At 49.2% G+C, this 22,754-nt stretch carries 18 protein-coding genes; 13 read left to right on the top strand and 5 right to left on the bottom strand.

All coding sequences use genetic code 11. The features are described from left to right. Positions 1 to 527: 527 nt before the first annotated feature. Positions 528 to 707 carry a hypothetical protein gene (locus MZO40_RS06085; RefSeq protein WP_050338560.1) on the top strand — a complete coding sequence of 60 codons (180 nt, stop codon included), beginning with the start codon at positions 528 to 530 and terminating at the stop codon, positions 705 to 707. 157 nt (positions 708 to 864) lie between these two features. Here the strand turns inward: MZO40_RS06085 and MZO40_RS06090 are convergent, their stop codons facing one another. Further along, complete coding sequence (locus MZO40_RS06090) at positions 865 to 1,983, bottom strand: hypothetical protein (RefSeq protein ID WP_105961967.1); 1,119 nt, start codon at positions 1,981 to 1,983, stop codon at positions 865 to 867. Positions 1,984 to 2,121: 138 nt separating this feature from the next. Beyond that, on the bottom strand, positions 2,122 to 2,991 hold the full coding sequence (locus tag MZO40_RS06095; RefSeq protein WP_105961968.1) for a LysR family transcriptional regulator: 870 nt from the start codon (positions 2,989 to 2,991) through the stop codon (positions 2,122 to 2,124). A 123-nt stretch (positions 2,992 to 3,114) separates the two neighbouring features. On the opposite strand from MZO40_RS06095, the gene MZO40_RS06100 reads away from it, so the two are divergent. The 5 genes from MZO40_RS06100 to MZO40_RS06120 are packed head-to-tail and all read left to right on the top strand — an operon-like array spanning position 3,115 to position 8,323. Further along, positions 3,115 to 4,032 (top strand): acyltransferase domain-containing protein, encoded by a 918-nt coding sequence (locus MZO40_RS06100; RefSeq protein ID WP_225367266.1) that lies wholly within the window; start codon positions 3,115 to 3,117, stop codon positions 4,030 to 4,032. 60 nt (positions 4,033 to 4,092) lie between these two features. Further along, positions 4,093 to 5,676, top strand: a complete 1,584-nt coding sequence (gene mdcA / locus MZO40_RS06105; protein WP_252133163.1) for a malonate decarboxylase subunit alpha — start codon at positions 4,093 to 4,095, stop codon at positions 5,674 to 5,676. Positions 5,677 to 5,728: 52 nt separating this feature from the next. Further along, on the top strand, positions 5,729 to 6,028 hold the full coding sequence (locus MZO40_RS06110) for a malonate decarboxylase subunit delta (RefSeq protein ID WP_050338565.1): 300 nt from the start codon (positions 5,729 to 5,731) through the stop codon (positions 6,026 to 6,028). Then, positions 6,018 to 7,694 (top strand): biotin-independent malonate decarboxylase subunit beta, encoded by a 1,677-nt coding sequence (gene mdcD / locus MZO40_RS06115; RefSeq protein WP_105961970.1) that lies wholly within the window; start codon positions 6,018 to 6,020, stop codon positions 7,692 to 7,694. The genes MZO40_RS06110 and mdcD overlap by 11 nt, the downstream gene beginning before the upstream one ends. Beyond that, positions 7,682 to 8,323 carry a malonate decarboxylase holo-ACP synthase gene (locus tag MZO40_RS06120; RefSeq protein ID WP_105961971.1) on the top strand — a complete coding sequence of 214 codons (642 nt, stop codon included), beginning with the start codon at positions 7,682 to 7,684 and terminating at the stop codon, positions 8,321 to 8,323. Before mdcD ends, MZO40_RS06120 begins: the two co-directional genes overlap by 13 nt. 268 nt (positions 8,324 to 8,591) lie before the next feature. On the opposite strand, the gene MZO40_RS06125 is transcribed toward MZO40_RS06120, so the two are convergent. Beyond that, the gene (locus MZO40_RS06125; RefSeq protein ID WP_252133164.1) at positions 8,592 to 9,269 is read right to left on the bottom strand and encodes a Fic family protein; all 678 of its coding nucleotides are present in this window, start codon (positions 9,267 to 9,269) and stop codon (positions 8,592 to 8,594) included. Between the two features lie 592 nt (positions 9,270 to 9,861). On the opposite strand from MZO40_RS06125, the gene ppsA reads away from it, so the two are divergent. After that, complete coding sequence (gene ppsA / locus MZO40_RS06130) at positions 9,862 to 12,258, top strand: phosphoenolpyruvate synthase (protein WP_105920056.1); 2,397 nt, start codon at positions 9,862 to 9,864, stop codon at positions 12,256 to 12,258. 494 nt (positions 12,259 to 12,752) lie between these two features. After that, entirely contained in the window at positions 12,753 to 16,109 is a 3,357-nt protein-coding gene (locus MZO40_RS06135; protein ID WP_105961974.1) for an SEC10/PgrA surface exclusion domain-containing protein, read from the top strand. Positions 16,110 to 16,215: 106 nt separating this feature from the next. Here MZO40_RS06135 and MZO40_RS06140 read toward each other — a convergent pair whose 3' ends face one another. Further along, entirely contained in the window at positions 16,216 to 16,722 is a 507-nt protein-coding gene (locus MZO40_RS06140; protein WP_050338571.1) for a MarR family winged helix-turn-helix transcriptional regulator, read from the bottom strand. Positions 16,723 to 16,873: 151 nt separating this feature from the next. Here MZO40_RS06140 and MZO40_RS06145 point away from each other — a divergent pair, with 151 nt between their 5' ends. From MZO40_RS06145 to MZO40_RS06155, 3 genes are all read left to right on the top strand, one after another. Continuing rightward, entirely contained in the window at positions 16,874 to 17,818 is a 945-nt protein-coding gene (locus tag MZO40_RS06145; protein ID WP_105961975.1) for an ATP-binding cassette domain-containing protein, read from the top strand. 13 nt (positions 17,819 to 17,831) lie between these two features. After that, positions 17,832 to 18,605: an ABC transporter permease gene (locus MZO40_RS06150; RefSeq protein ID WP_165861036.1), complete on the top strand. Its 774-nt coding sequence runs from the start codon at positions 17,832 to 17,834 to the stop codon at positions 18,603 to 18,605. 172 nt (positions 18,606 to 18,777) lie between these two features. Next, a complete protein-coding gene (locus MZO40_RS06155; RefSeq protein WP_225367267.1) occupies positions 18,778 to 19,161 on the top strand; it encodes an MmcQ/YjbR family DNA-binding protein in 384 nt (127 codons plus the stop codon). Between the two features lie 121 nt (positions 19,162 to 19,282). Here the strand turns inward: MZO40_RS06155 and MZO40_RS06160 are convergent, their stop codons facing one another. Next, entirely contained in the window at positions 19,283 to 20,473 is a 1,191-nt protein-coding gene (locus MZO40_RS06160; protein ID WP_252133165.1) for an O-antigen ligase, read from the bottom strand. A 556-nt stretch (positions 20,474 to 21,029) separates the two neighbouring features. Between MZO40_RS06160 and MZO40_RS06165 the strand changes: the two genes are divergently transcribed. Next, positions 21,030 to 21,737 carry a tRNA (adenine(22)-N(1))-methyltransferase TrmK gene (locus MZO40_RS06165; RefSeq protein ID WP_105961977.1) on the top strand — a complete coding sequence of 236 codons (708 nt, stop codon included), beginning with the start codon at positions 21,030 to 21,032 and terminating at the stop codon, positions 21,735 to 21,737. Then, the gene (locus MZO40_RS06170) at positions 21,724 to 22,746 is read left to right on the top strand and encodes a Nif3-like dinuclear metal center hexameric protein (RefSeq protein ID WP_252133166.1); all 1,023 of its coding nucleotides are present in this window, start codon (positions 21,724 to 21,726) and stop codon (positions 22,744 to 22,746) included. Before MZO40_RS06165 ends, MZO40_RS06170 begins: the two co-directional genes overlap by 14 nt. Positions 22,747 to 22,754 lie beyond the last annotated feature (8 nt).

Below are 22,754 nucleotides of genomic sequence, written 5' to 3' on the forward strand. Positions count from 1 at the left end.
CCTGTATCAAGGAACCAACGACTAATTCAACAAAAAGTTGAGCTCATACATGTCCGCCTTTCGAATACCATCCCGGCTGGAAGGTATTTTGGGCAAGGCCAAGTGTTTTGCAGAGTGTGAGGTTCAGACGGGTTGGGACTGAGGATTAGCCTAGCTAGAGCGTTAAGCGGTGCATTTCCGCTTGGCGTTCTGGCGTAGCTAACCGGAAGTCCCAGTCTGACCCGAACATGTTTCGTCAATAATGCAGCCAGCGTGAAAGACCAGTATTTAAGACGTGGGTTGTCGGCTTAAATCTGCGTCCACCACGTTCCGGCCATTGCCCAGAATGCCTGGAAGCCGGCGTAGGACGATTCAATCACTGCACGTTTCCGGTAACTCGCACTGTTTTCAGCGGGCCTCAGCTGACAGCTTTTGAACTTGGAAATTGGCATGATTTAATCAGCTTTAATACTAAAGAATAACTAGCACAGATGGAAAGTGGAAATAAAAAAGGTTATGGCAAACATTGAGAAGGGAATTGTGAAATAATGAAACAATTTGGATTAGCACTAATTGCGGCGGGATCGATGATGTTAGTGGGTATCTGGTTGGTGATGCTAACGGATCATCGCTCACAGAATCTGACGAACCAGCACAGTGTGGTAGCACTGGCACCGAAGACTAATTCATCGTCATCAATCACCTCGATAGTTGATTGGTGTGATTAGTAAGCGAGCGCTTGTGCGGAATTCAGTATCAGGTCGTAAATGGGACATAGCCTCAATTCCGCTGGTGCTCATCAGAATTTTAGGTGAAACATAAAAGGAACGATTGACGCGTGATCAAGTGGCGTCAATTGTTCCTTTTTGTCGATCGGTAATCATTTTAAACCGTTTCACGAACACGTTGGCTGCGCTGTTTGACGGCCGTCCACAGGCAGTGTACCCCAAAGGCCGAGCCGAATGACAATGGCCAGGTCAGCAGATAGACGACCACGATGCCAAGCAAGGGTGACCAAGTCGTCAGTTGGCGACCAAAACTCAGCCAGAGCAACGTTGACCAGCAGACGTTTGCGAGGTACGCCTTGTAGGCCATGCCAGCGAAGCGGTGGACGAATCTTGTAAATGTGCGGTGCCGCTTGACTTGCGCCAGGCACAGCGCTGTCAGCAGGCCAATCACGGCAAACGCATATAGGGTCATCGAGGGTTTGTAGTACGGTGCGTTCCCCAGCTTGATCGGGAAACCATAGCTGAATAATTCCCGGTTGGTCCACCAGAAGCAAAGCAGCAATAAGCCGACTAAGCCCGGCCACCAGCGCATGATCAAGTGGTCAAAACGGGACCGAAAGACCCACGCCAGCACACCGCAGACCCCGAAGATGAGAAAGCTGACAAAGAACCGGTCGAATAAGTACCAGTGTTGCATTTGTGGGCCATGGAAAATTTGTGTGTCATAGAACCACAGCCATAAACCGGTGATGAGAATGGTCACCGTCAGCACTAGTTCACCGCGGTGTGGGTGATATTGACACCAGCGGCCAATCGCCCAGAAGAGTGGCATCAAGACGATGAATTGAAGCATCATGGTGTTATACCACAGGTGCGGCGCTGCGTTACCATTGGTAAAGCGCCAGAGAAATCCCTTCCAATTCTGGAAAGGAGAACCCTGTTGTAATTGGGGCATCAGAACCAAGTAAATTAATGTCCACCAAATCGTTGGGACAAACAAGGCGTGCCACTGTTGCCGTAAATAAGTCCCATAAGTTAGCTCACGCCGTGCCAACGTCGTCCGGGTCGTCGTGTACAGGATGCCAAAGATGAAGGCGGGGGCCGTATACTTGACCAAATTATAAAGGACCCCGATGCCAACTTGCACGGCCACAGTTGGGTGCACCGTTAACGCGTCCGCCAAGATTGGTTGTGCCATGACTGCCGTACAAGCGCCTAATTTCAGGTAATCCCCGATATCAGCTTGCTGGGCAGGTTGAGTTGAAGGTTCGTTCATTGTTCGTCGCCACCTTTCGAATAGTGTGAGATCGAATGGTGGATAATCTTAGATTCAGTTTAGCGGAATTTTTCAGATTTGCAAGGCTCATTTTTACAAGCCACGTTTTTACTAGGCCAGATTTTATAAGATTCGATTTTATAAGGATTGCGCGCGAGTGTCGACGAATAATTTCACGAGGGCGTTTGCTAAACGGCGATTTTGCGGCGTTTCATTGCTCTGTCCCTCCGTCAAATAAATCGTTCGTAACGGCGGGTTCGGATTTAAGCGCGTCAAGTGCAACTGTGAGCCGGTCGCGTGCCAAGTGATGGCGGGAATAAAGCCGATTCCAATGCCGTGTAGCAGTAGCGCACGGATGCTGGCGGGGTCGTCTGATTCGTATTGATAATCGACAGGCACCCGTTGCGACTTAAAGTAGGCGTCCATCGTTCGGCGTAGCGGTGTCTGGCGACCAAGCGTGACTAAGGCGTGGGATGCAAGTTCGGCAGGGGTGATCACTGACGTTTGGAAGACTGGCTCGAGGCTGCCAACTAAAATTTCTTCCGTCAGCAGTGGTAACGACCGCAAATTAGTCGCGGGTTGGCGCGTTGAAATCGTGAAATCAAAGTTCTCAGTGTCATTGACGGTACTGATCCGTTGTGTTAATTGCACAGGCGCAGCCGGAAAAATCTGGTGGATCTGTGTAATGATTTCTGGAATCAGCGCAGACGCCACTTCCACTAGCAGACGGATGGGCCGCTGCCGTGTGGAAACGGGTGATGAGACTGCGTCAATGCCCTGATTTAACTGCTGGAGGGTTGCTTCCACATAGTTCAAAAAAGTTCGCCCTTTAGCATTGATCTGAATCCCGCGGCCAACGCGGTCAAACAAGGGCGTTCCTAGTTCTTTTTCCAAGTCCTGAATTAATTTGGTCATTGCCGGCTGACTGATAAACGCCTTCTTAGCCCCAGCAGTGATACTGCCGGTTTGGGCGGTGTACATAAAACCTTCCAGTTGTGAGATATTCATAAACGTCCCTCGATTCATAACTAACGGTTATTAATATAACTTTAATTCATTATACAACAGAATCAATTCGGCATACACTAAGCTTGTGAGATCGATTTGAATGGGTATCTGAAAGGAGGCTGCATGGTGAAAGCGTTATGGATTTTTCCTGGCCAAGGTGGGCAGCGTGCTGGGATGCTTACGCACGTTCCAGGTCCGTTACGACAGCATGTTGAACAATTACTCGGACTGAAATTATTGGATACAGCACAGGGTTATCAAGATTCGGTACAACTGCAAGTCAGCATTACACTCCTGCAAGTGAATCAAGTGGACCAGCTGATTGCGGCCGGCGAACGGCCTAGTCTTGTTGCAGGGCACTCATTAGGCGTGTTTGCGGCAGCCTATGCGGTTGGCAGTCTGACACGTGATGATTGTTTTCGATTGGTCAAACGGCGCGCGGAATTGATGCAGACGGCTTATCCCCATGGTTACGGGATGGGCGTGATTGTTGGCTTGACCCGTACGGCGGTGACGACCTTGGTCGAACAGGTTCATACGGCGACACATCCAGTGTATGTCTCCAATCAAAATGCCAGCGACCAAACGGCAATTGCGGGTGAACTCATCGCGATTGACCAAGTGTTGACGCTGGCTAAGCAGGCTGGAGCAGCCAAGGCACTGCGATTAAAGGTGCCGGTACCGTCGCATTCGCCGTTAATGGCCGCTGTTGCCGAGCAATTGGCATCAGCGGCTCAAGCGACGCCGATTCAGCGACCGACTGGCGTGTATCTGGCGAATTATTCAGGCCATGCAGCCCGGCAAGCGGCCAAGGTCAGACAAGACTTGGTCAGTAACTTGGTACATCCGGTCTATTTTGAAGCGATGTGTCAGGTCGCACTGAATTACCAGCCGGATGCGATTCTCAATTTTGCGCCCGGAAGCCCGTTTCGCCACGTCTTACAACAAGACTTTGGCGATCTTCGGCAGATCGATTTAAATCAAACGTCGCTAGATGACGCACAGTACTTATTGAATAAATGGAAGCGAGGGACTAATTAAATGAGTGAAGAACATAATTGGGCATCACGACGGACGGCCAAGTAGGCCAAGCTGACGGCGATGCAATCTTGGCTGAACGGCAAGTTTGGACAAACGAAGGATGCTAAAACCATTCTAGAAGGCTTGATTCAAAGTGGTGACCGCGTCGTTTTGGAAGGTGACAATCAGAAGCAAGCGAGCTTTTTGTCTCAAACCTTAGCCCAAGTCGACCCGGAAAAGGTCAATCATTTGCACATGATTATGAGCAGTATTTCTCGACCAGAACACCTCGATATTTTCGAAGACGGCATCGCCAGCAAGCTCGACTTCTCGTTTGCGGGTCCACAGAGTACGCGGGTCTCGCAAATGATTGCGGATGGCAGTTTGGTGATTGGCGATATTCACACCTACTTGGAATTATATGCGCGCCTCTACGTTGATTTGATTCCAAACGTCGTATTAGTGGCTGCGGATCAAGTCGATAAGGACGGTAACTTGTATACAGGCAACAACACCGAAGAAACGCCGGTCATCGTTGAAGCAGCTGCGTTCCATGACGGCATCGTCATCGTTCAGGCCAATCAAGTCGTGGATCGCGTGCCACGAGTCGATATTCCGGGAGACTGGGTCGATGTGGTCATTCCGGCCGACCAGCCATACCAGTTGGAACCATTGTTTACGCGTGACCCGCAGAACATCACTGAACTGCAAATCTTGATGGCGATGATGGCCATCAAGGGAATCTATGGCAAACACCATGTTCAGTCGGTCAATCACGGGGTCGGCTTTAACACCGCCGCAATCGAGCTCCTGCTCCCGACTTATGGGGAACAGTTAGGATTGAAGGGCAAGATCGTGCCAAACTGGGAAGTTAACCCGACACCAACCTTGATTCCTGCGATTGAATCTGGCTGGATCCAATCGATTCACTCATTCGGTGGCGAAGTCGGCATGGGCGATTACATTTCAGCGCGACCCGACATCTTCTTTGTGGGACCAGACGGGACGATGCGTTCTAACCGGGCCTTCGGGCAAATGGCCGGGCAGTACGCCTTAGACATGTTCGTCGGCTCGACCTTACAAATCGACCAGTATGGGAATTCATCGACCGTCACACACGGGCGGCTCTCTGGTTTTGGCGGTGCGCCAAATATGGGGTCCAATCCAAGTGGTCGTCGGCACTCGACGCCCGCTTGGCAGAGTTTACGTCCGGACAATGATCCGTTAGGCAAAGGTCAAAAACTGGTCGTTCAAATGGTTGAGACCTATGGCGCTAATAAACGCCCAGTCTTTGTGGATTCATTAGACGCGGTCGCTGTGCAAAAGGAAGCTAAACTGAAGAACGTCCCAATCATGATTTATTCGGAAGACACGACCCACATCGTGACTGAAGAAGGGATCGCTTACCTCTACAAGACCGATAGTATGGCGGAACGCCAAGCGGCAATTGAAGCGATTGCCGGTGTGACGCCGGTTGGCCTTCGTAGTGATCCCGCAGTCGTCCAAGATTTGCGGGCACGCGGCATTGTCGCCTTACCAGAAGATTTAGGTGTGCGGCGGACCCAGGCGACACGTTCGCTACTGGCCGCGCAAAATATGGCCGACTTAGTCCAGTGGTCACACGGCCTCTACAATCCGCCGGCTAAGTTCCGTAGCTGGTCGTAACGTTGAATTAGATTGAAAGTTGAATCAGATTGAAAGATGAGGAATAACGATTATGGAAAAATTACACTTTAACTTTCCGGCTTCCAAACCAATCGACCACCCGGTTCATATCGGGGTCGTTGCTTCTGGCGATTTAGAGGTCATCATGCGCCCCACAACGGCCGATGAAGCCCAATTATCGATTGTAACGGGGAGTGATGGCTTTAAAACGGTCTGGCAAAATGTGTTGAAACGCTATTTTGACCGCTACCCACTCCTGGCCGAGTTTGAAATTAACGACTTCGGGGCGACGCCTGGCGTTGTCAATTTGCGACTGACTCAAGCAATGGAGGCGTTGAACGATGAGCAATAGTTTTGTAGAATTACACGCCCGCCAGCGGGCCGAAGCCTTATTAGATGCTGGTTCCACCCGCGAACTGATTGGACCGCTTGATAACATGATCTCACCGCACTTGGAACCACAACAGATCGTGCCGGAAAGTGACGATGGCGTGGTCATTATGAAGGGCCGGTTAGCGGACCATGACTTGGTGGTCATCGCGATTGAAGGGGCCTTTCAAGGCGGCGGGATCGGTGAAGTCAGTGGGGCTAAAATCGTGGCGGCGCTCGAGCAAGCGTTGGCAGATAATCAGGCCGGTCATCGCATCTATCCCGTGATTATTCTGGATACTGGCGGCGTGCGGTTACAGGAAGCCAACTACGGCTTATTATCGATTTCTGAAATTCATAACATGGTCGTGGCGCTCAAAAAATACGTGCCCGTGATTGGCCTTGTTCCTGGACGGGTGGGGTCGTTTGGCGGCATGTCGATCACCAATGCCTTGTTGTCGTACGTGATTGGCACCAATCAAGCCCGCATCGGACTGAATGGTCCGGAAGTCATTGAACAGGAAGCCGGCGTCCGTGAGTGGGATGCGAGTGATAAAAATCTCATTTGGGATACGTTAGGGACGACGCAACGCCAAGCAACTGGCATCATCGATGAAGTCATTGAAGACGACGTGACGGCCTTCCGCGATGCGGTGAGTGCGGCAATTGCGACCCATCAGGATAGTCATCGTGACCAGCGCGGCGACTTTTACTTGTCACTGCTCGACCAACTGGATCCGAGTGAAAAGTTGACGATTCCAGCCTATGACAAGTTATTTAAACAAGTGACGGTGACACCCCATCATCTAGCCCCAGCAACTAGCGGCGAAAATCAGTCAACGCCTTCTCGTGGGCGGACTTGGTTTGAAAACCTGACCGGCATTACCAATGCTCAAAGTGATGTTTCAACGGTGTTGCATGCCCAAGTCGACCAGCGCGAATACATTGCAATCGTGGCGGATGCACAGAACCGTTTTCCACGCGTCCGGCATGGTGAAGTTGGGTTGCAAGAAGGGTATACGGTCGCCAGTGTCGTCAATGATTTGATTGCGGCAGATGCTGACAAGACAACGAAGACGCCCATCATCATGGTCGTGGATGTGCCTAGCCAAGCCTATGGATATAATGAAGAGTTGATTGGTATTCACATGGCGTTAGCCGCGAGTGCCAGTGCGTATGCTCGGGCGCGGCAAGCTGGCCATAAAGTGGTCGCTTTGATTGCGGGTGACGCGGTGTCTGGTGGTTTCTTAGCACACGGCTTACAGTCGAATCGATTAGTGGCGTTCGATGATTTGGACATCACCGTGCAAGCCATGAGTAAAGCTAGTTCTGCGCGTATCACGCAACGGACGATTGCAGAGCTGGAAGCGGCGACGCAACACGTGCCTGCCATGGCGTATGATATTGAAAACTATCAAAAATTAGGCGCACTGTATCGACTGATTGAAGGCGTCAAAGGGACCGACACCGACCAAGCAGCGATCAGCAAGGTCAAGGCAGCTTTAGACGAAGCGTTAACTAGTTTGGATGATACCTCAACTGATTTAAGCTTCCGGTATACGAACCCGATTGCGGTGAACGGTGAAGCGGGCGGACGCAAGGCGACCAATCAAGTCCGGCGGCTAATGGCAGAACAATGGGCCGACTAGCCCCGCATACACTGGTCAGTTTACAATCACCTGATGTTTTACTGACCAGTGGCCCATTACCGGCTTGGGTCACAGACATGTTAGCGGCAACTCCGGTCGTAATCGTCCGTCGTGGGCCGCAAACGACCACGATTCCAGTCGGCATTCGCGGCTACCAAAAGTCGCAACGCTTTGCGGCGGCAATCATGCCAACCGACTGGCAAGCGCCCGTGACCCCCGCGATGGCATTGAACCGGTTGCCAGAGTTAACAGCGGCTCGGCGTCAATTACCAGCCTTTCAAAAATTAGCGCGCGTGCAGTCCTTACTGTCCGCTTATGACTGGGGCGTCGGTGGTAGTCTCCAGTTTGAATTGGCGACCGGCTTACCCATGGTCAATCCAAATTCGGACCTCGACATCATTATGCAGCGCCCAGCACCGATGTCACCAGCCCAAGCACTGCAGCTGATTGAGCGATTAAAAGTGATTGCTGGTGCACACGCTGACATCCAGGTCGTGCACGGTCAGTTGGGCTTTTCGCTGGAAGAATATGCGAATCAACGGGCCTCACAAATCATGATGAAGACGGCCCACGGTCCAATTCTGGTCACGGATCCTTGGCATGCTGAGGAACGGGATTGCGGCGGATGAAGCGATAATTACTGAATTCGGGACACTGAGTATTCCTAAATTTGATTAAAAGCGTCGTACACTGTCAACAAATCGTTGTCTGTACGGCGCTTTTGGTGTTTGAAAATGGTAGTGACCATTGTTTTTGGGGCGAGGCGAGTTGGATGAACAGGTCCATCGCTGAATGGTGAATCGTGATGGCTGATGAGGTGGTAAGGTCATGTTCAAGTCAAAAACGACGTGCAAAAGTTAACGCGCTGTGCCCGAGTAAACGGTTACGCTGATATTCCTAGGATTTTAATGTCGAAGGACCATGAATACAATTTTCAGCCGTCCACTGAATCAGCTTCGTGAGTGCCGACCCTGCACCAGCTTCATAATAGGCACTCAGCAACTGATGGAAAGTGGTTAGTTGGTTCTCGGTAACGTAGACCAGTCCCACACCGGCATGCGACATGAGATAATTAGCAGTTAGAAACGCAGTCCGTTTATTGCCGTCCCAAAACAGCTGGGCGCGCATGATGTTAAACATGAGTAACAGGGCGCGATAGGTGAGACTCGTGTGGCTGGCTAAAATACGCGTGATTTGTGTTTCGACCGTTGCTTGGACTGGAATTGGCGGGACAAAGTCGACACCACCGATTTGAATCTGTCCAGTTCGTAGCGTGCCCCAATCGAGCGCTTCGTCTTGGGCAACGATGTCGTTAATGGCAAGTGAAGTTTGAAGCTGATAGGGGCCATCGTGTTCGATAATGTATGTCAGGCCCCGTTTAAGTCGCAGGACGATGGCTTGGTCTTCAGGTGAGACGTTCATCGTCGGATCACCGTTAACGATGGCTTTGGTCTGTTCACGGGTCGTCTGAACATCTTCGAAGCGTGATAGCGCGTGTATGATGGGTATGAAATGCTGGTCTATGGCGAGTTGTTGGTCACTCGGCGTTAGTGTAAATCTATCATTAATGGACATTGCAAAGCTCCTCGTTATCGTTTTTAGTCCTGTAAACAGGTATGGTTATAAGGTAAGCTTAATTTGAATGAGTCGCAAGAATCATCGCTTAGCAATGCGACTTTTCAGCGGAGCCAACCAAATTTGACATGCGACGATGCAAGCGATTTGCAGTTAGTGCCCATGGTGGTGCGTGCACACGGCAAGCGTCACCGCTTTTTGACATTGACTCGATCTGCACATAATCAGTGCCAACACGGTAAAAATTGCCCCGTGGGGAGGGTGTCGACTGGTCACACTGTTTGACTCGAAATTCCAACTTGTGAAGTAAGTTTGTTAATTCATTAATTTTACTGGGGCTAACTGCTCTAAGTGGGATGATTATGAAAATAAGGTGGTTCGGCATCCCTTAACTTACAAGCGTTACATTAATTTTTTTGTTAGTGATTAATCAACAACACTAATCATATTTATCTCGAAAATTTATGAAAATAGGTTTTACTTTGTGCAAAAATGAACTACAATATAGTTGGTTAATGTAAACGCTTACATAAGTTAACTTTAGATTGTCAATCATTATTATTCAAGCGAAGAAATACAGGGAGGTAATCTTATGAGTAGTCGTGACACAGCAAACGTTTTATGGTTTGATGAATTGCACCGCGAAGATGTGAACCTGGTGGGCGGGAAATCGTCGTCACTGGGTGAAATGACATCCTCGATGGACGTTCCCGTACCATATGGTTTTGCGACCACCGCACGTGCATACCAGTATTTCATGCACCAGACTGGTTTAAACGATCGGGTGAATGCGCTCCTAGAAAGTATCTCGGATTATGAAAATTCTGATGAATTGCATCGGGTCTGCGAAGAAATTCGTAATTTGATCGTCGGCGCGACGATGCCCGCGGACTTAGCCGCTGATATTGAAGCGGCGTATGCCCAGTTAGCTGAAAAAGTCGGTCAAACGGATCCCTTCGTGGCGATTCGGTCGTCTGCGACCGCTGAAGACCTGCCAAATGCCTCATTTGCAGGTCAACAAGAATCATACTTAAATATCAAAGGGGCTGCGGACGTTGTCAACCGGGTGCAACAATGCTATTCTTCACTCTTTACTGACCGGGCGACTTACTATCGTCACAAGCAGCATTTCCCACATGAAAAAGTGGCGCTTTCCGCTGCGATTCAGATGATGGTCTTCTCAAAGGCCTCAGGAATCATGTTCTCCGTTAACGTGGCTGATGGTGACGCGTCTAAAATCGTCATTGATGCGATTTATGGTTTAGGTGAATACATCGTGTTAGGGAAAGTCACCCCAGACCATTTTGTTATCGATAAGCAATCGATGAAAATCGTTGAAAAGAACATCATCAAGCAACCTGTTCAGTTGACACGGTTACCAGGCGGCGGGACTAAGGAAGAACCCGTTCCCGAAGAACTGCAAGGTCAACCAGTCTTAACGGATGCCCAAGTGATCGAATTAGCCGGCTACGCGAAGGAAATCGAACGGCACTATGGCTGCTACATGGACATGGAATACGCCTTAGACACGAATACCAATCGCTTATGGATCGTGCAAGCCCGGCCTGAAACGGTATGGTCACAACGCAACAAGCAGAAAGACGCCGAGGACGATGCTGACGTGGTCGATGAAGCGGATGCAAAAGTGGTCGTCCGGGGGTTACCAGCTAGTCCTGGCTTAGCCAGCGGTGTTGTTCACGTCATCGATAACCCAAAGGACATTGACCAATTCAAGAAGGGCGAAGTCTTAGTTACCTTGATGACCTCACCTGACTGGGTACCTGCGATGAAGAAAGCGGCCGCAATCGTCACGAATAATGGTGGGATGACCTGCCATGCTGCGATTGTGTCGCGTGAGATGCAGATTCCATGTATCGTTGGGACTAAGAGTAAGGAAGTTGCCGCAACGGATGTTTTGAAGACCGGTGACGTGGTAACCGTCGATGCCAAAAACGGGGTCGTTTACCAAGGTAAGGTTGCCAGCATGCTCAAACCGAAGTCCGGTACCACGGCCGCTGCAGGTCAAGTGGTGGCTGCTGAAAGCTTTGCACCAACGGCCACAGGTGTCATGATGAACTTAGGTGATCCTGACTTGGCCGAAAAGTATTCTAGCTTGCCAGCCGATGGAATCGGGTTAATGCGTGAAGAATTCCTCTGGACGACCTTCATTCACGAACACCCACTATACTTGATTGAACAGGGTCATCCTGAAAAAGTGGTCAATATGTTGGCAGATGGGATTGCCAAAGTGGTTCGGGCAATGGCACCACGGCCGGTTGTCTTACGGTTCTCAGACTTTAAGTCCAGTGAATATCGGAACTTAAAGGGTGGCGACAAGTACGAACCGCACGAACCAGCTGATTTGTTAGGCTGGCGGGGTGCTTCACGGTATTACGATCCGAAGTATATCGAAGCTTTCAAGCTGGAATTAGCTGCGGTCAAGAAGGTTCGTAACGAGTTTGGCCTGAAGAACTTGAACGTCATGATCCCATTTGTTCGGACCGTTGACGAAGCTGAAAAAGTCACGACCATCATGCGTAATGAAGGTTTAGTTCGTGGCGCGGACTTCAAGGTTTACATGATGGCTGAAATCCCAACCAACATTATTCTGGCTGATCAATTCAACCAGTTCGTGGATGGTTACTCGATTGGCTCGAATGATTTGGCAATGTTGATTCTTGGTTGTGACCGGAACAATGATACGGTCGCGCACCTCTTTGATGAACGGAATTTGGCCGTTAAACGGGCTATTCGGCACTTGATCAAGACGGCGCACAAGGATGGTAAGACCGTTTCGATTTGTGGTCAAGCCCCATCCGAATACCCAGAATTCACTAATTTCTTGATTCAAAGCGGTATCGATTATGTTTCAGTCAACCCTGATATGGTCAAGGAGACGAAGCGGAATGTCGCCCACTTTGAGCAACGCATCATGTTGGACAAGGCGACTGGCCGGGGACTACAGGACGCGACCGATTATGAATGGTAAGCCTGGTTGCTGAAAGAGCGACAATCTAAATAAACTGGAGGACCGATTCGAAGATGAATCGGTCCTTTTTGTTGCGCGATGTGTGCTGGCCTTCAAAATGACAGACAAACATTAACTAGGCAGACATAATCAGGTCGTACGTGATTACTAATGTACAATACGCGTGTTTGCTTGTTATTTTTGGGCACGTTTGATACTATCAGAAGTATAGTGTGGTGGTTATTCTAGGATTCAGTCCGCTTTATTGTTTACTACTGTTAACTTTTTCGCTGGTTAGCAGCTGTCGATGAAGGTTGGGGGGTGAAAACGGCATTCAATTTTCGCAAGGGCTGGTTTAGCTTCACTACCAGCCGTATCGAGGTGGGTTAGCGTGTGAGTAGGCGACAAGGAAACCAGTTAACTAGTTTCGTGATATTTTTTTGTCGTCAATCCAACGTTTCCCAGTATTAAACTGTATCAACTTTGAACATTACTTAAAAGGAGTATTCATAACAATGAGTAAAATGATATCACTATCCGTTACAACTTTAGTTGGCGTAATTGCGACCGGCGCGGGGATGGCCCCAACGACTAACGCCAAGGCAGCCACCAAGCCGACTGACTATCAGTCTGCAACTGTGACCACCAGTGCGCAAACAATCGAACAAGCTCAGCAGCACGTCCAGCAAGCACAAGTTAACCAAGCGACTGCCCATCAGCTGGTGACTGATAAGACTAATGCGGCGAAGAATGCGCAAGACAAGCTAGATGCGGCTAAAAATCGCGTGACTACCGCTACTAACAAGGTTGCTACGGCGACGACCAACGTTAATGCTGCTCAACAAATTAAGAACCAGGCGACACCCGAAAATATCAAACAAGCCCAAACTACTGTCCAACAGGCGGGGACGCACTTGACCAATGCGCAGGATGCGATGCACCAAGCACAGCAGGTAGTTGATCAAGCTACAACGACAGTTCAATCCCAAACGACTAGTACCAATCAGGCCACTCACAACGCGAACATCGCCAAGCAGACAGTCGCAACCGCACAAAGTCAGGTTGATGCCAAGCAAGCGGACTATGACGGTCTGACCGTTGATAGTCTCAAGAAGGAACAAGTTACCGCGCAACAGTTGGTCAACCAGACTCAGGCTGCTCAGAATGCTGCACAAGCTAACGTGACGGCTGCCAACAATCAAGTGACTAATACGCAAGATGCTGCTAATAAGGCGGCTCAAACAGCAACTAGTGCGCAACAGACGACGGCGGATGCACAAGCCAAACAAACTGCTGCACAAACGGAAGCTGATAAGGCCAACGCCGCTAAAGATGAAGCTAAACAAAATAATGATGCAGCGATTGCACAGCAAAACCAAGCTCAAAAAGACTTGGACAACTTGGATGCAGGTAAGTTAACTCAACAAGCTAACGAAACACAAACTGCAATTGATCAAGGGAAACAAAACATTTCAGATACGCAACAGTCGTTATCTCAAACGACAACCAACAAGGCTAATGTGGATAAAGACGTTGCCAACAAGACAACCAACGCTACTACGGCCAATAACGCAGTTTCTCAAGCTCAAAACAATGTCAACTCAGCAACCACAGTGCAAAGTAACGCCCAAACCACGTTAAACCAACGCCAACAGGCTGTTGCTGATTTACAAAGTCAGCTTGCTGCTATGCCAACATTAAAAGTTGATAAAGCCGCTTGGGAAAAAGCTGTTAACGGCTTAGTGCCGGCGGACCAAATTGCCGCTATGACCGATGCGGAATATGCTGCTTATAAGCAGAAATGGTATGCTTATTGTCAACAGTTCGCAGAACAATCATATTCAGACAATCAATACCATGCATCAGCAAAAGACCAAAGTACCAAGGTTTCAAGTCTATCAGATCTAACTAGTGCACAATATCAAGAATTAACTAACTTTGCATTAAATCTTATTAACCAAGCACGTAATATGTGGCGTAATGACACGTTAAATACCAAGTCACAGATTGTAGATTTGGCTATTGCCAAAGATGTTGCTCAAGCGTATTCGGATGCTAATCGTGACATTGCAACAAGCGGTGAACATCTTGGCGACGCACTGGATGACACAGCAGCCAAATATCATGTTGGTTCACAAGATGTCGGAAATTGGATTTCTGAAGACTGGGGTCAAACCTTCTTGTCCAATACGCAAAAGATTAATGGCTATGTGACAATGGCAGACTTAAAGTCCAGCGTAATGGACGATATTGTTCTTATGCTATTTGGAGATGGTGGTCAGAATAGCTGGGGACACTTTTACGATCTTATTGGTGGACGTTCTGACTCCTCAGACTATAACAATCAGTCTTACCTTGGATTAGCTTTTGACAAGTTCGGAGCGCTTCACATTACACAACGCGAAAGTGCCAATATTGGTGGAAGTACACCTGACACAACTCCAATTGCCACCGCTGTTTCTGTATCAGAGCTTAAGCAACAGCTTAACAAAGCACAAACAGCTCAGACTACCGCACAAACTAACCTGAATAACGCCAAAGCTAGTTTGACTGCTGCTAATGACACGCTTGCAACAGCACGCCAAGACGCTACTAATGCACAATCTGAACTAAATGCAGCAAAGACTAAGCAGACGCAATTAGCCAACCAAATGACGGCACTTAATAACAAATTGGCCAGCCTAAAAACTAAGTTAGCGAACGATACAACCAGCCTCGCTAAGATCAAGTCAGAATTGGCCAATTTAGCGGATGCTCAAGCTGCCCAACAAAAGGTCCTTGATAATGCTAAAGCTCGCGTTCAAGCTACCAGTGCCACCCTCGCTACTGCGACTGCGAACGCAAACGCTAAAACCGCGGCCTTGAAATCAGCTAGCCAGACTTTATCAGCGGCTAAACAGGTACAAGCCATCGCTGAAGGCAATGCACAATCAGCAGCAAATACCGCTAAGGAAGCGGTTGGTAAAGCACAGCATGCAGTTGAAGCGCTGACTAACGCCAACCAACACGTCGTTACTGCTAAAGCACAGTTGACAGCAATCACTGACAAGCTCAATAACTTTGCCAGTCTGAAACAACATTCGTTGAATGAATTAACTAGCGCTCAAGAATTATTATCGACTGCCAAGACGCAATTGAAACAAGCTAACGATGTTCTAAACACGCAGCAACAAAAGCTCGACGTTGCCAACCATTCTCTAGATGCCGCAAAATTAGCGTTGGACAAGGCAACACAATTCGTAAATCAGTGCCAAGCTGAGTACGACGCGGCTAAAGCTCATTTATCTAAGCTGGACCATGCCGACGAAACATTGGCAGCCGCTAAAGCAGCGTTAGAAGCTGCTAAGGTACAACTTGCGACTAGCCAGACAAATTACCAGACCGCTAAAGAAAATGCAGCAGACGCTCAACAAGAGCTGACGGATGCGCAAACTGCTGCGGCGGATGCTGATCAGGCCTACACGCATGCCCAAAAAGTTCTGCGGACATTGGAGCTACAAGCTAGTTTGGAAGTGCCAACCGTTACTGAAAAGCCACAGCAATCAGTCGATGCAGTGACTGAAGTTGTTGTTGATGAAGCACAAGCTGATTCAGTATCAGATACGCCGTCTGCTATTGACCAAACCGAGGTGACGACAGCGACCGCCAACGTGGCAGCAACAGGACACAACACTGCGAATACTGAAAACGTCGCACCAAGTCTGAAGCGTCTCACTCCCCATACGCCAGCACACTCAACCACGGCAGGCACATTGCCACAGACCGGTGAAGCGTCGGAAAACCATTTGGCGGTGTTGGGGCTGACACTATTAAGTTTACTTTTAAGCGGATTGACGCTTGGTCGAGTAACCTCTAAGCGACGGATTCACTAGCAGGTCTCAAAATAATCTTTTTAATTAATCGCACAAACGAGGCTACCCAGTAAAACTACCGGGCAGCCTCGTTTGTTGTTTTGAAGCGAATCGTATGACACATCTACTATTTCTGAAATTTTTTCAAATACCGACTAGCGAATAACTTATGAAACTTAACGCCCAAGGTCGGATTGGCCGTATCGATATCTGCATACATCGCGGTCGTGATTTTATTCAATAACGGAATCAGCTGGTCGAGTTCGTCATCGTTCAATGCATTGATGAACGGTGGGACCTCCTGTGGCTCAGCCTCAAGCGCTTCACGGCCAGCCGCGGTGAGGTTAACCAGGTTCACGCGCCGATCCTTGGTGGATTTAGATAACGTGACTAACTTTCGATTGACCAATTTATAGACGAATTCACTTGTTGACTGCGGCGACATTCCGAGGCGGTCGGCCAATTGCCGCTGTGACAAGTGGTCTTCATCGGCGAGTGCGAGCAGAATCTTGCCCTGACCTTCAACGGCAAGTCGGGGGTGGGTCTGTTTGACGATGTCATCATAGATTTTACTGAGCTGTTCATATTCAGCTAATTTACCGGAAACGAGTTCCGCCTTGATTTGATCTGGCACGGTTTTTCATCCCATTCGTTGTTTTCTGACTTGTTCTTAAGTATACAACATTCTTCCAGTCGACGTGATTTAATTGTTGACAAATTAGTCAGGGCCCCTTAGTATATATTTCATCAGGGGCCCTGATGAATTGAACTGGGAGGTTCGCAATATGGATAATCAACATGTCATTGAAGTTCAACAGGTTCAAAAAAGGTTTGGCGATGAATTAGCGGTGGCCGATGTTTCGTTTAATGTTCAAGCTGGTGAGATTTTCGGCCTGCTTGGACCAAATGGGGCCGGCAAGACCACCTTACTCAAGATGATGACCACCTTGTTGCGGCAGGACAGTGGCACGATTCGTTTAAACGGCTACGATACCTTGACCCAGGCACGCGCAGTCCGTCAGCAATTTGGGCTGACTGGTCAGACGGCGACGATTGATCAGGACTTGAGTGCACGTGAAAACCTGATTATCTTTGGTCGGTTGAACGGGCTGACTCGGAATGCCGCTAAAGCTCGGGCAGATGAATTATTGCGTGATTTTAGTCTCGAACATTCGGCACAACGGCCACTCAGTACCTTTTCTGGTGGGATGCGGCGACGCTTGGATTTGGCAGTGAGCTTGATTAGCCGGCCTAAGATTTTATTTTTAGACGAACCGACGACCGGCTTGGATCCGCGGACACGTAGCGAAATGTGGACGGCCATCCGCCAGTTAGTACGCCAAGGGTCGACGGTGGTACTGACGACGCAATATTTGGAAGAAGCCGACCAATTAGCCGACCGGATTGCCTTATTGGACCACGGTCGGTTGAAAGCGTTAGGACCAGTTGCGGCCTTAAAACAGCAGGTAGGCGGGTTGAAATTACAATTGGCACTGGCGCAAACACAGGCGACGCAGCCCGCACAACGGATCATGACTCAATTGACGACCCAACCCGTCCAAGTCAGTGACCGGACTGTCTCGGTACAATTAGCAGCGGACGATGCAACGCGGGTGACGGCCCAGATTCTTGAACGATTACAGCAAGCACAAATTGAAATCGACCGGTTTGCGTTGGAACCGCCGTCGCTCGATGATGTCTTTTTGACCATGACGGTCGGTAAAAATTAAGGAGATGACAGTGATGCAAGTCACAATTCGTAAACACGTGATGGGTGATATCCTGACGATGGCCCATCGAAACTTACTTAAAACGATTCATAATCCCGATAACATGAGTGATGTTGTCTTTCAGCCAGTGATATTCACCTTATTATTCGGTTATTTATTTGGTGGTGTCATTGCGGGCAGTGTCCACGCCTATTTACCGATGCTGGTGTCTGGTATCCTAGTCCAGAGCATTTTAAACGCCGCGTCTGGCTCCGGCCAACAGTTGCGTGAAGATATTAACGCGGGGGTTTTTGATCGCTTCAAGACGTTACCGATTGCCCCAATCGTGCCGCTCGCTGGCCAATTGGTCGGTGATATTTTCCGCTTGTTGTTATCAGGGGCAATGGCCTTGGTGACCGCAGTGGTGATGGGCTGGCGACCGACTGTGGGACCAATGGCACTCCTGGCTGCACTGGGATTAGCGGTCTTTATCGGTTGGGCGACATCGTGGATTTTTGCCTTAGTCGGGTTATTAGTGAAAAACGCGGCCTTGATTGGTAGTCTGTCGATGATTATCATCTTAGTGCTGACGTTCCTGTCGAATGCGTTTATTCCCACCAAGACGTTGCCAAAACTTTTGCAGCCAGTCGTCAACGCCAATCCCGTTAGCTTGACGATTACGGCGATTCGCACGGTGTTGCGTACTGGTCAATGGACGAGCGCAACGACGCTGGTGGGGGTGAGTGGCATTATCATGATCTTGATCTTCATGCCGCTAACGGTGTTGGTTTATCGGCACCGGGGCTAATGGAAAATAGGCCAATAACTACCGAATAATTATGGGATAGTGCGTTGATAGATTAGTGAACAGCACGCTGCTGGTCGATGCTTCCGCTGAATTAATTACCCTGGAAAAAAGTCAGGGGGTCACCATGTCATCCGTGCCATAGTTGCCCTCGTGTTTAATGTATGTTTGACGTATGATTAAATACAGCCGTGATGAGATGAACGCGCAAGCAGTTTTCAAACTAGTCGCTGACCGCTATCAGACGACGCCGGCTTATTTGTGGCAGCGATATCCGGATTATGCGGTTTTGCGGCACGCGGATAATCAGAAGTGGTATGGTTTGGTGATGGCCGTCAGCAAATCCAATCTAGGCTTGGTCCCAGGTGATGAGACGTTGGTAGAAGTTTTAGATGTCAAGTTGGATCCAGAAGACGTCGAATTATTGCAAACGGAGCCGGCGTATTTGCCAGCCTACCACATGAACAAGCGCCACTGGATTACCGTGCAATTAGACCAGGTCGCGCCGGCAGTCGTTGAACGCTTGCTAGCGACGAGTTATCAGCTAACGACCAAATAAGTCGCTCAGTTTATGCCGGCTTGATTTAATCCGAACTAACCCGAACCAAAGAAAATCAAAAAATGCATCCAACTTATCAGCAACTGACAAGTGGGGTGCATTTTTGTTTAACCGCATTCATTCAACGGATGGTCGGCGCGTATCGGGGCGTCGCTTGTTGTTCATGGCGCCAGTAAGCGATAATCAGCAGGATGATAATCAACACTTGCATCGATGAGAGGACAAAATCAGTTAGGCCGTAAGCCAGAATGATGGGCACGGTCATCATAAAGTAGCGCAGGTTTGGTTGGCGATACTGGTGCCAATACTTGGTCAGATGCCAGCCACTACTGATAACGAGCGTGATAAAGCCAACGCCACCCAGGATGCCGAATGAGGCGAGTAACATTAAGAAAATATCGTGGGCGTGGGGGACATAGGTGCCGGTCATTTGAAAATATCGGCGAGCAAAGCCGAAGTAAGTCACCCCAAGGACTGGGGCCTGCTTGAAGACATCAAAGCTATTTTGCCAAATCGTGATACGACTCTGGAGTGCCGTCCAAGACGAGGCACTGCGCGGAAAGACTTCCCAGAGGGTGACGCAGCCGACTGCCAGTAGTCCGGTAATCAAGATACGATGGCGATGGAAAATTTGATAGGCGGTCACGATCAATAAAGCAATCATGAGCACTAGCCCAGTCCGAGATTTGGTCTGATAGATGCCAACGCAGAGCAAACCCGCGGCTGCCCAATTAATTAATGGCCACCGGGTCAACGGGTGTTTGGTCGGGCGACTGAGCTGGGTCATCAGCAGGCCAAGCGCAATCAGTAATAAGCAACAGGCGTCATTCGGGTTGTAAGCCGAACCAAACAACCGATTCTGATTCGCAGCATAGCCCCACAGCAAGTCCCCCAACAAGAATTTGAGCCAATTTGGCAGTGTAAGGATTTGGTTGAGCCAATGAAAGACAAACCCACTAATTGTAATATACAAACCAAATTGGATGATAAACCGGCGTAGCTCGTGCCAGGCAATTAATTCACTCGATTCACGGCATAGTAGCCACAAATTGACTAATACAAATAACATCAATCCGGATAAGAGGACGCCCCGATAATCGCGATGATTAAGGTTGAGTGCCGTCACTCCCATCAGTAGCAGGATGAAGCCTAATAAGGGGTCGTGCTTGCTAAAGGTGCGAGGATGTTTGAGCAACGCTAACCATTGCCACCGGCTTAGATAGACGAGCCAACCAATACCGACGGGCGGCAGGATGGCTAATAATTTAAGACCAGTCAAGAACGGAGACGCTACCGCAAAACGTTTTTGCATGATTGATCAAACTTTCTCTCATTAAATAGTACGCCAGTTACCGATGTGACGTGACTTTATTATGGCACGGTCGACTAAATGAGATGCCGCGGTTAACGAAAATTTAATCATTTTGCACAGAACTTAGTAATTTTCATGAAAAATTAACGTCATGAAGCCGTATTCATGATGAAGCATGGTAAAATATGAATAGTGAATTAGAAGTCGCATTGTGCGTGGGATTTTAAAAAGAAATGATGTTGAGATGCTACCAAACGCGCGCCTGAAGCATGCAGTTGGAACAATGACTGTCGTGTTTCTGATTGGTGTAGCAACCTCGTGTCACTAAAGCACGATAGTTACGGTCAATTGCACGTCGGTTTAATGAAAATTAGCCAAGCGGTTTGCTGCCCATTGCGCGATATCCAGTGGGGTTGACCATGTTGCTTTTGACCAGTTTCATTTCTTTTCACGCGTACAATGCCATACAACATAAATCAAATTGGGTGACGTGGTCGGTCAATCAGGGCAGTCCTGCCGGTTGGTGACCCGTGACCCTTACTAAGGGGAGTTGCCTGTGGATGCAAAACAATTGTCACAACGATTAGCCACGGTTGGCGCATTTGTCCAACCGGGAGCGCGGGTGGCCGATATTGGGTCGGACCACGCCTATTTGCCGGCTAATTTAGCTTTAAATCATCAAATCAGTTACGGTGTCGCGGGTGAAGTCGTGCGCGGGCCGTTCGAAAACGCCCAACGTGAAATTCAAAAGTTGGGCTTAGAAGATCAGCTGGTCGCTCGTTTGGCAGATGGCTTGGCAGCGATTCAACCAGAAGATCAGATTGACACCGTGACGATTGCCGGCATGGGTGGTCCACTGATTCGCCACATCCTAGAACAAAGGCCCGCACAGCTAGCCGGAGTCCAACGGCTGGTACTAGAACCAAATGTTGGTGAAGCCACGGTGCGCGACTGGCTCGCAGCCAATCAGTTTGAGATTACGGCTGAACGCATTTTGGCCGAAGATGGACATACGTATGAAGTGATTTGCGCTGACCGGGTGACCCATCCGGTGACGTATACGCCAGCTGAGCAATTGTTTGGCCCGTTCTTACTCGCGGAAAAATCGCCAGTGTTTATTGCTAAGTGGCAGCGTGAATTACAACGGGTCCAACATGCGGTGGCCCAAATGCAACAAGCTAAGGTCGCACCGACTGAACATTTGGCGGCAGCGACGGCTAAAATCAAGTTAATCGAAGGAGTCTTAACGGATGCAGGCAAGTGAATTAATTGAACGTTTTGAACAATTTGCGCCACTCAAGTTGAAGTGGGAACACGATCCTACCGGGTTGCAAATTGGTGACCCGCAACAAATCGTGCATAAAGTACTCGTGACGTTAGACGTACGGCCCGAAGTCGTCCAGGAGGCGATTGCCATTGGTGCCGACATGATTTTTGCTCATCACCCGGTCATGTTCCGTTCCGCTAACAATCTGGATTATCAAGATCCACAAAAAGCGATGTACGCAGAACTCGCCGCACATCACATTCTTGTGTATGCGGCGCACACCAACTTGGATTGTGCGGAAGGTGGCATGAACGATTGGCTGGCGGATGCCTTGCAACTGCAGGATGTGCAGGGACTAGTGCCCGGGTACCATGCGCAAGCAGTCAAAATGACGGTAACCGTTTCAACGGACAAGGTCGAAGCTGTACAAGATTATCTCACCGGTACTGCTGGCGCGACACTCGATCGTTATGCTTTGAATTCAGGTGAACAGTTCAGTGTTGACCTGGCAGAAGATGCGCTTTCGGCTGCAGTTGCCGGTGTTAATGCGTTAGCGGGTGATGCGTGGGATTATCAAGTCGTGCCCCTGCTATCAGGTGGTCACCAGTATTATATGGGGCGTGTCGGTGATTTACCGAAGCCGATGAGTGCGCGTGCGTTTGCCGAAGCATGCAAACGGGTCTTTCACGTCGATGGCTTACGGTTAGTTTGCGCGGATGCGGACCAAATGATCAGTCGAGTGGCCGTCCTTGGTGGTGATGGCGGTAAGTTTTATCCGCAAGCGCTACAGGCCGGTGCGCAGGCTTATGTCACGGGTGATGTTTATTATCACACCGGTCATGACATGTTAGCGGCTGGTTTGACGGTCGTGGACCCAGGGCATCACATCGAAAGTATTTGCAAGTCACATCTGACCGAATTATTCCAGCAATGGCAACAGGAATCCGACTGGTCAGTGGAAGTGGTGGCCTCGAAGCTGAATACTGATCCATTTACGTTTATCTAAGTTCGTTC

This window comes from Lactiplantibacillus sp. B652, from assembly GCF_023806745.1.
GTDB classification, from domain to species: domain Bacteria; phylum Bacillota; class Bacilli; order Lactobacillales; family Lactobacillaceae; genus Lactiplantibacillus; species Lactiplantibacillus pentosus.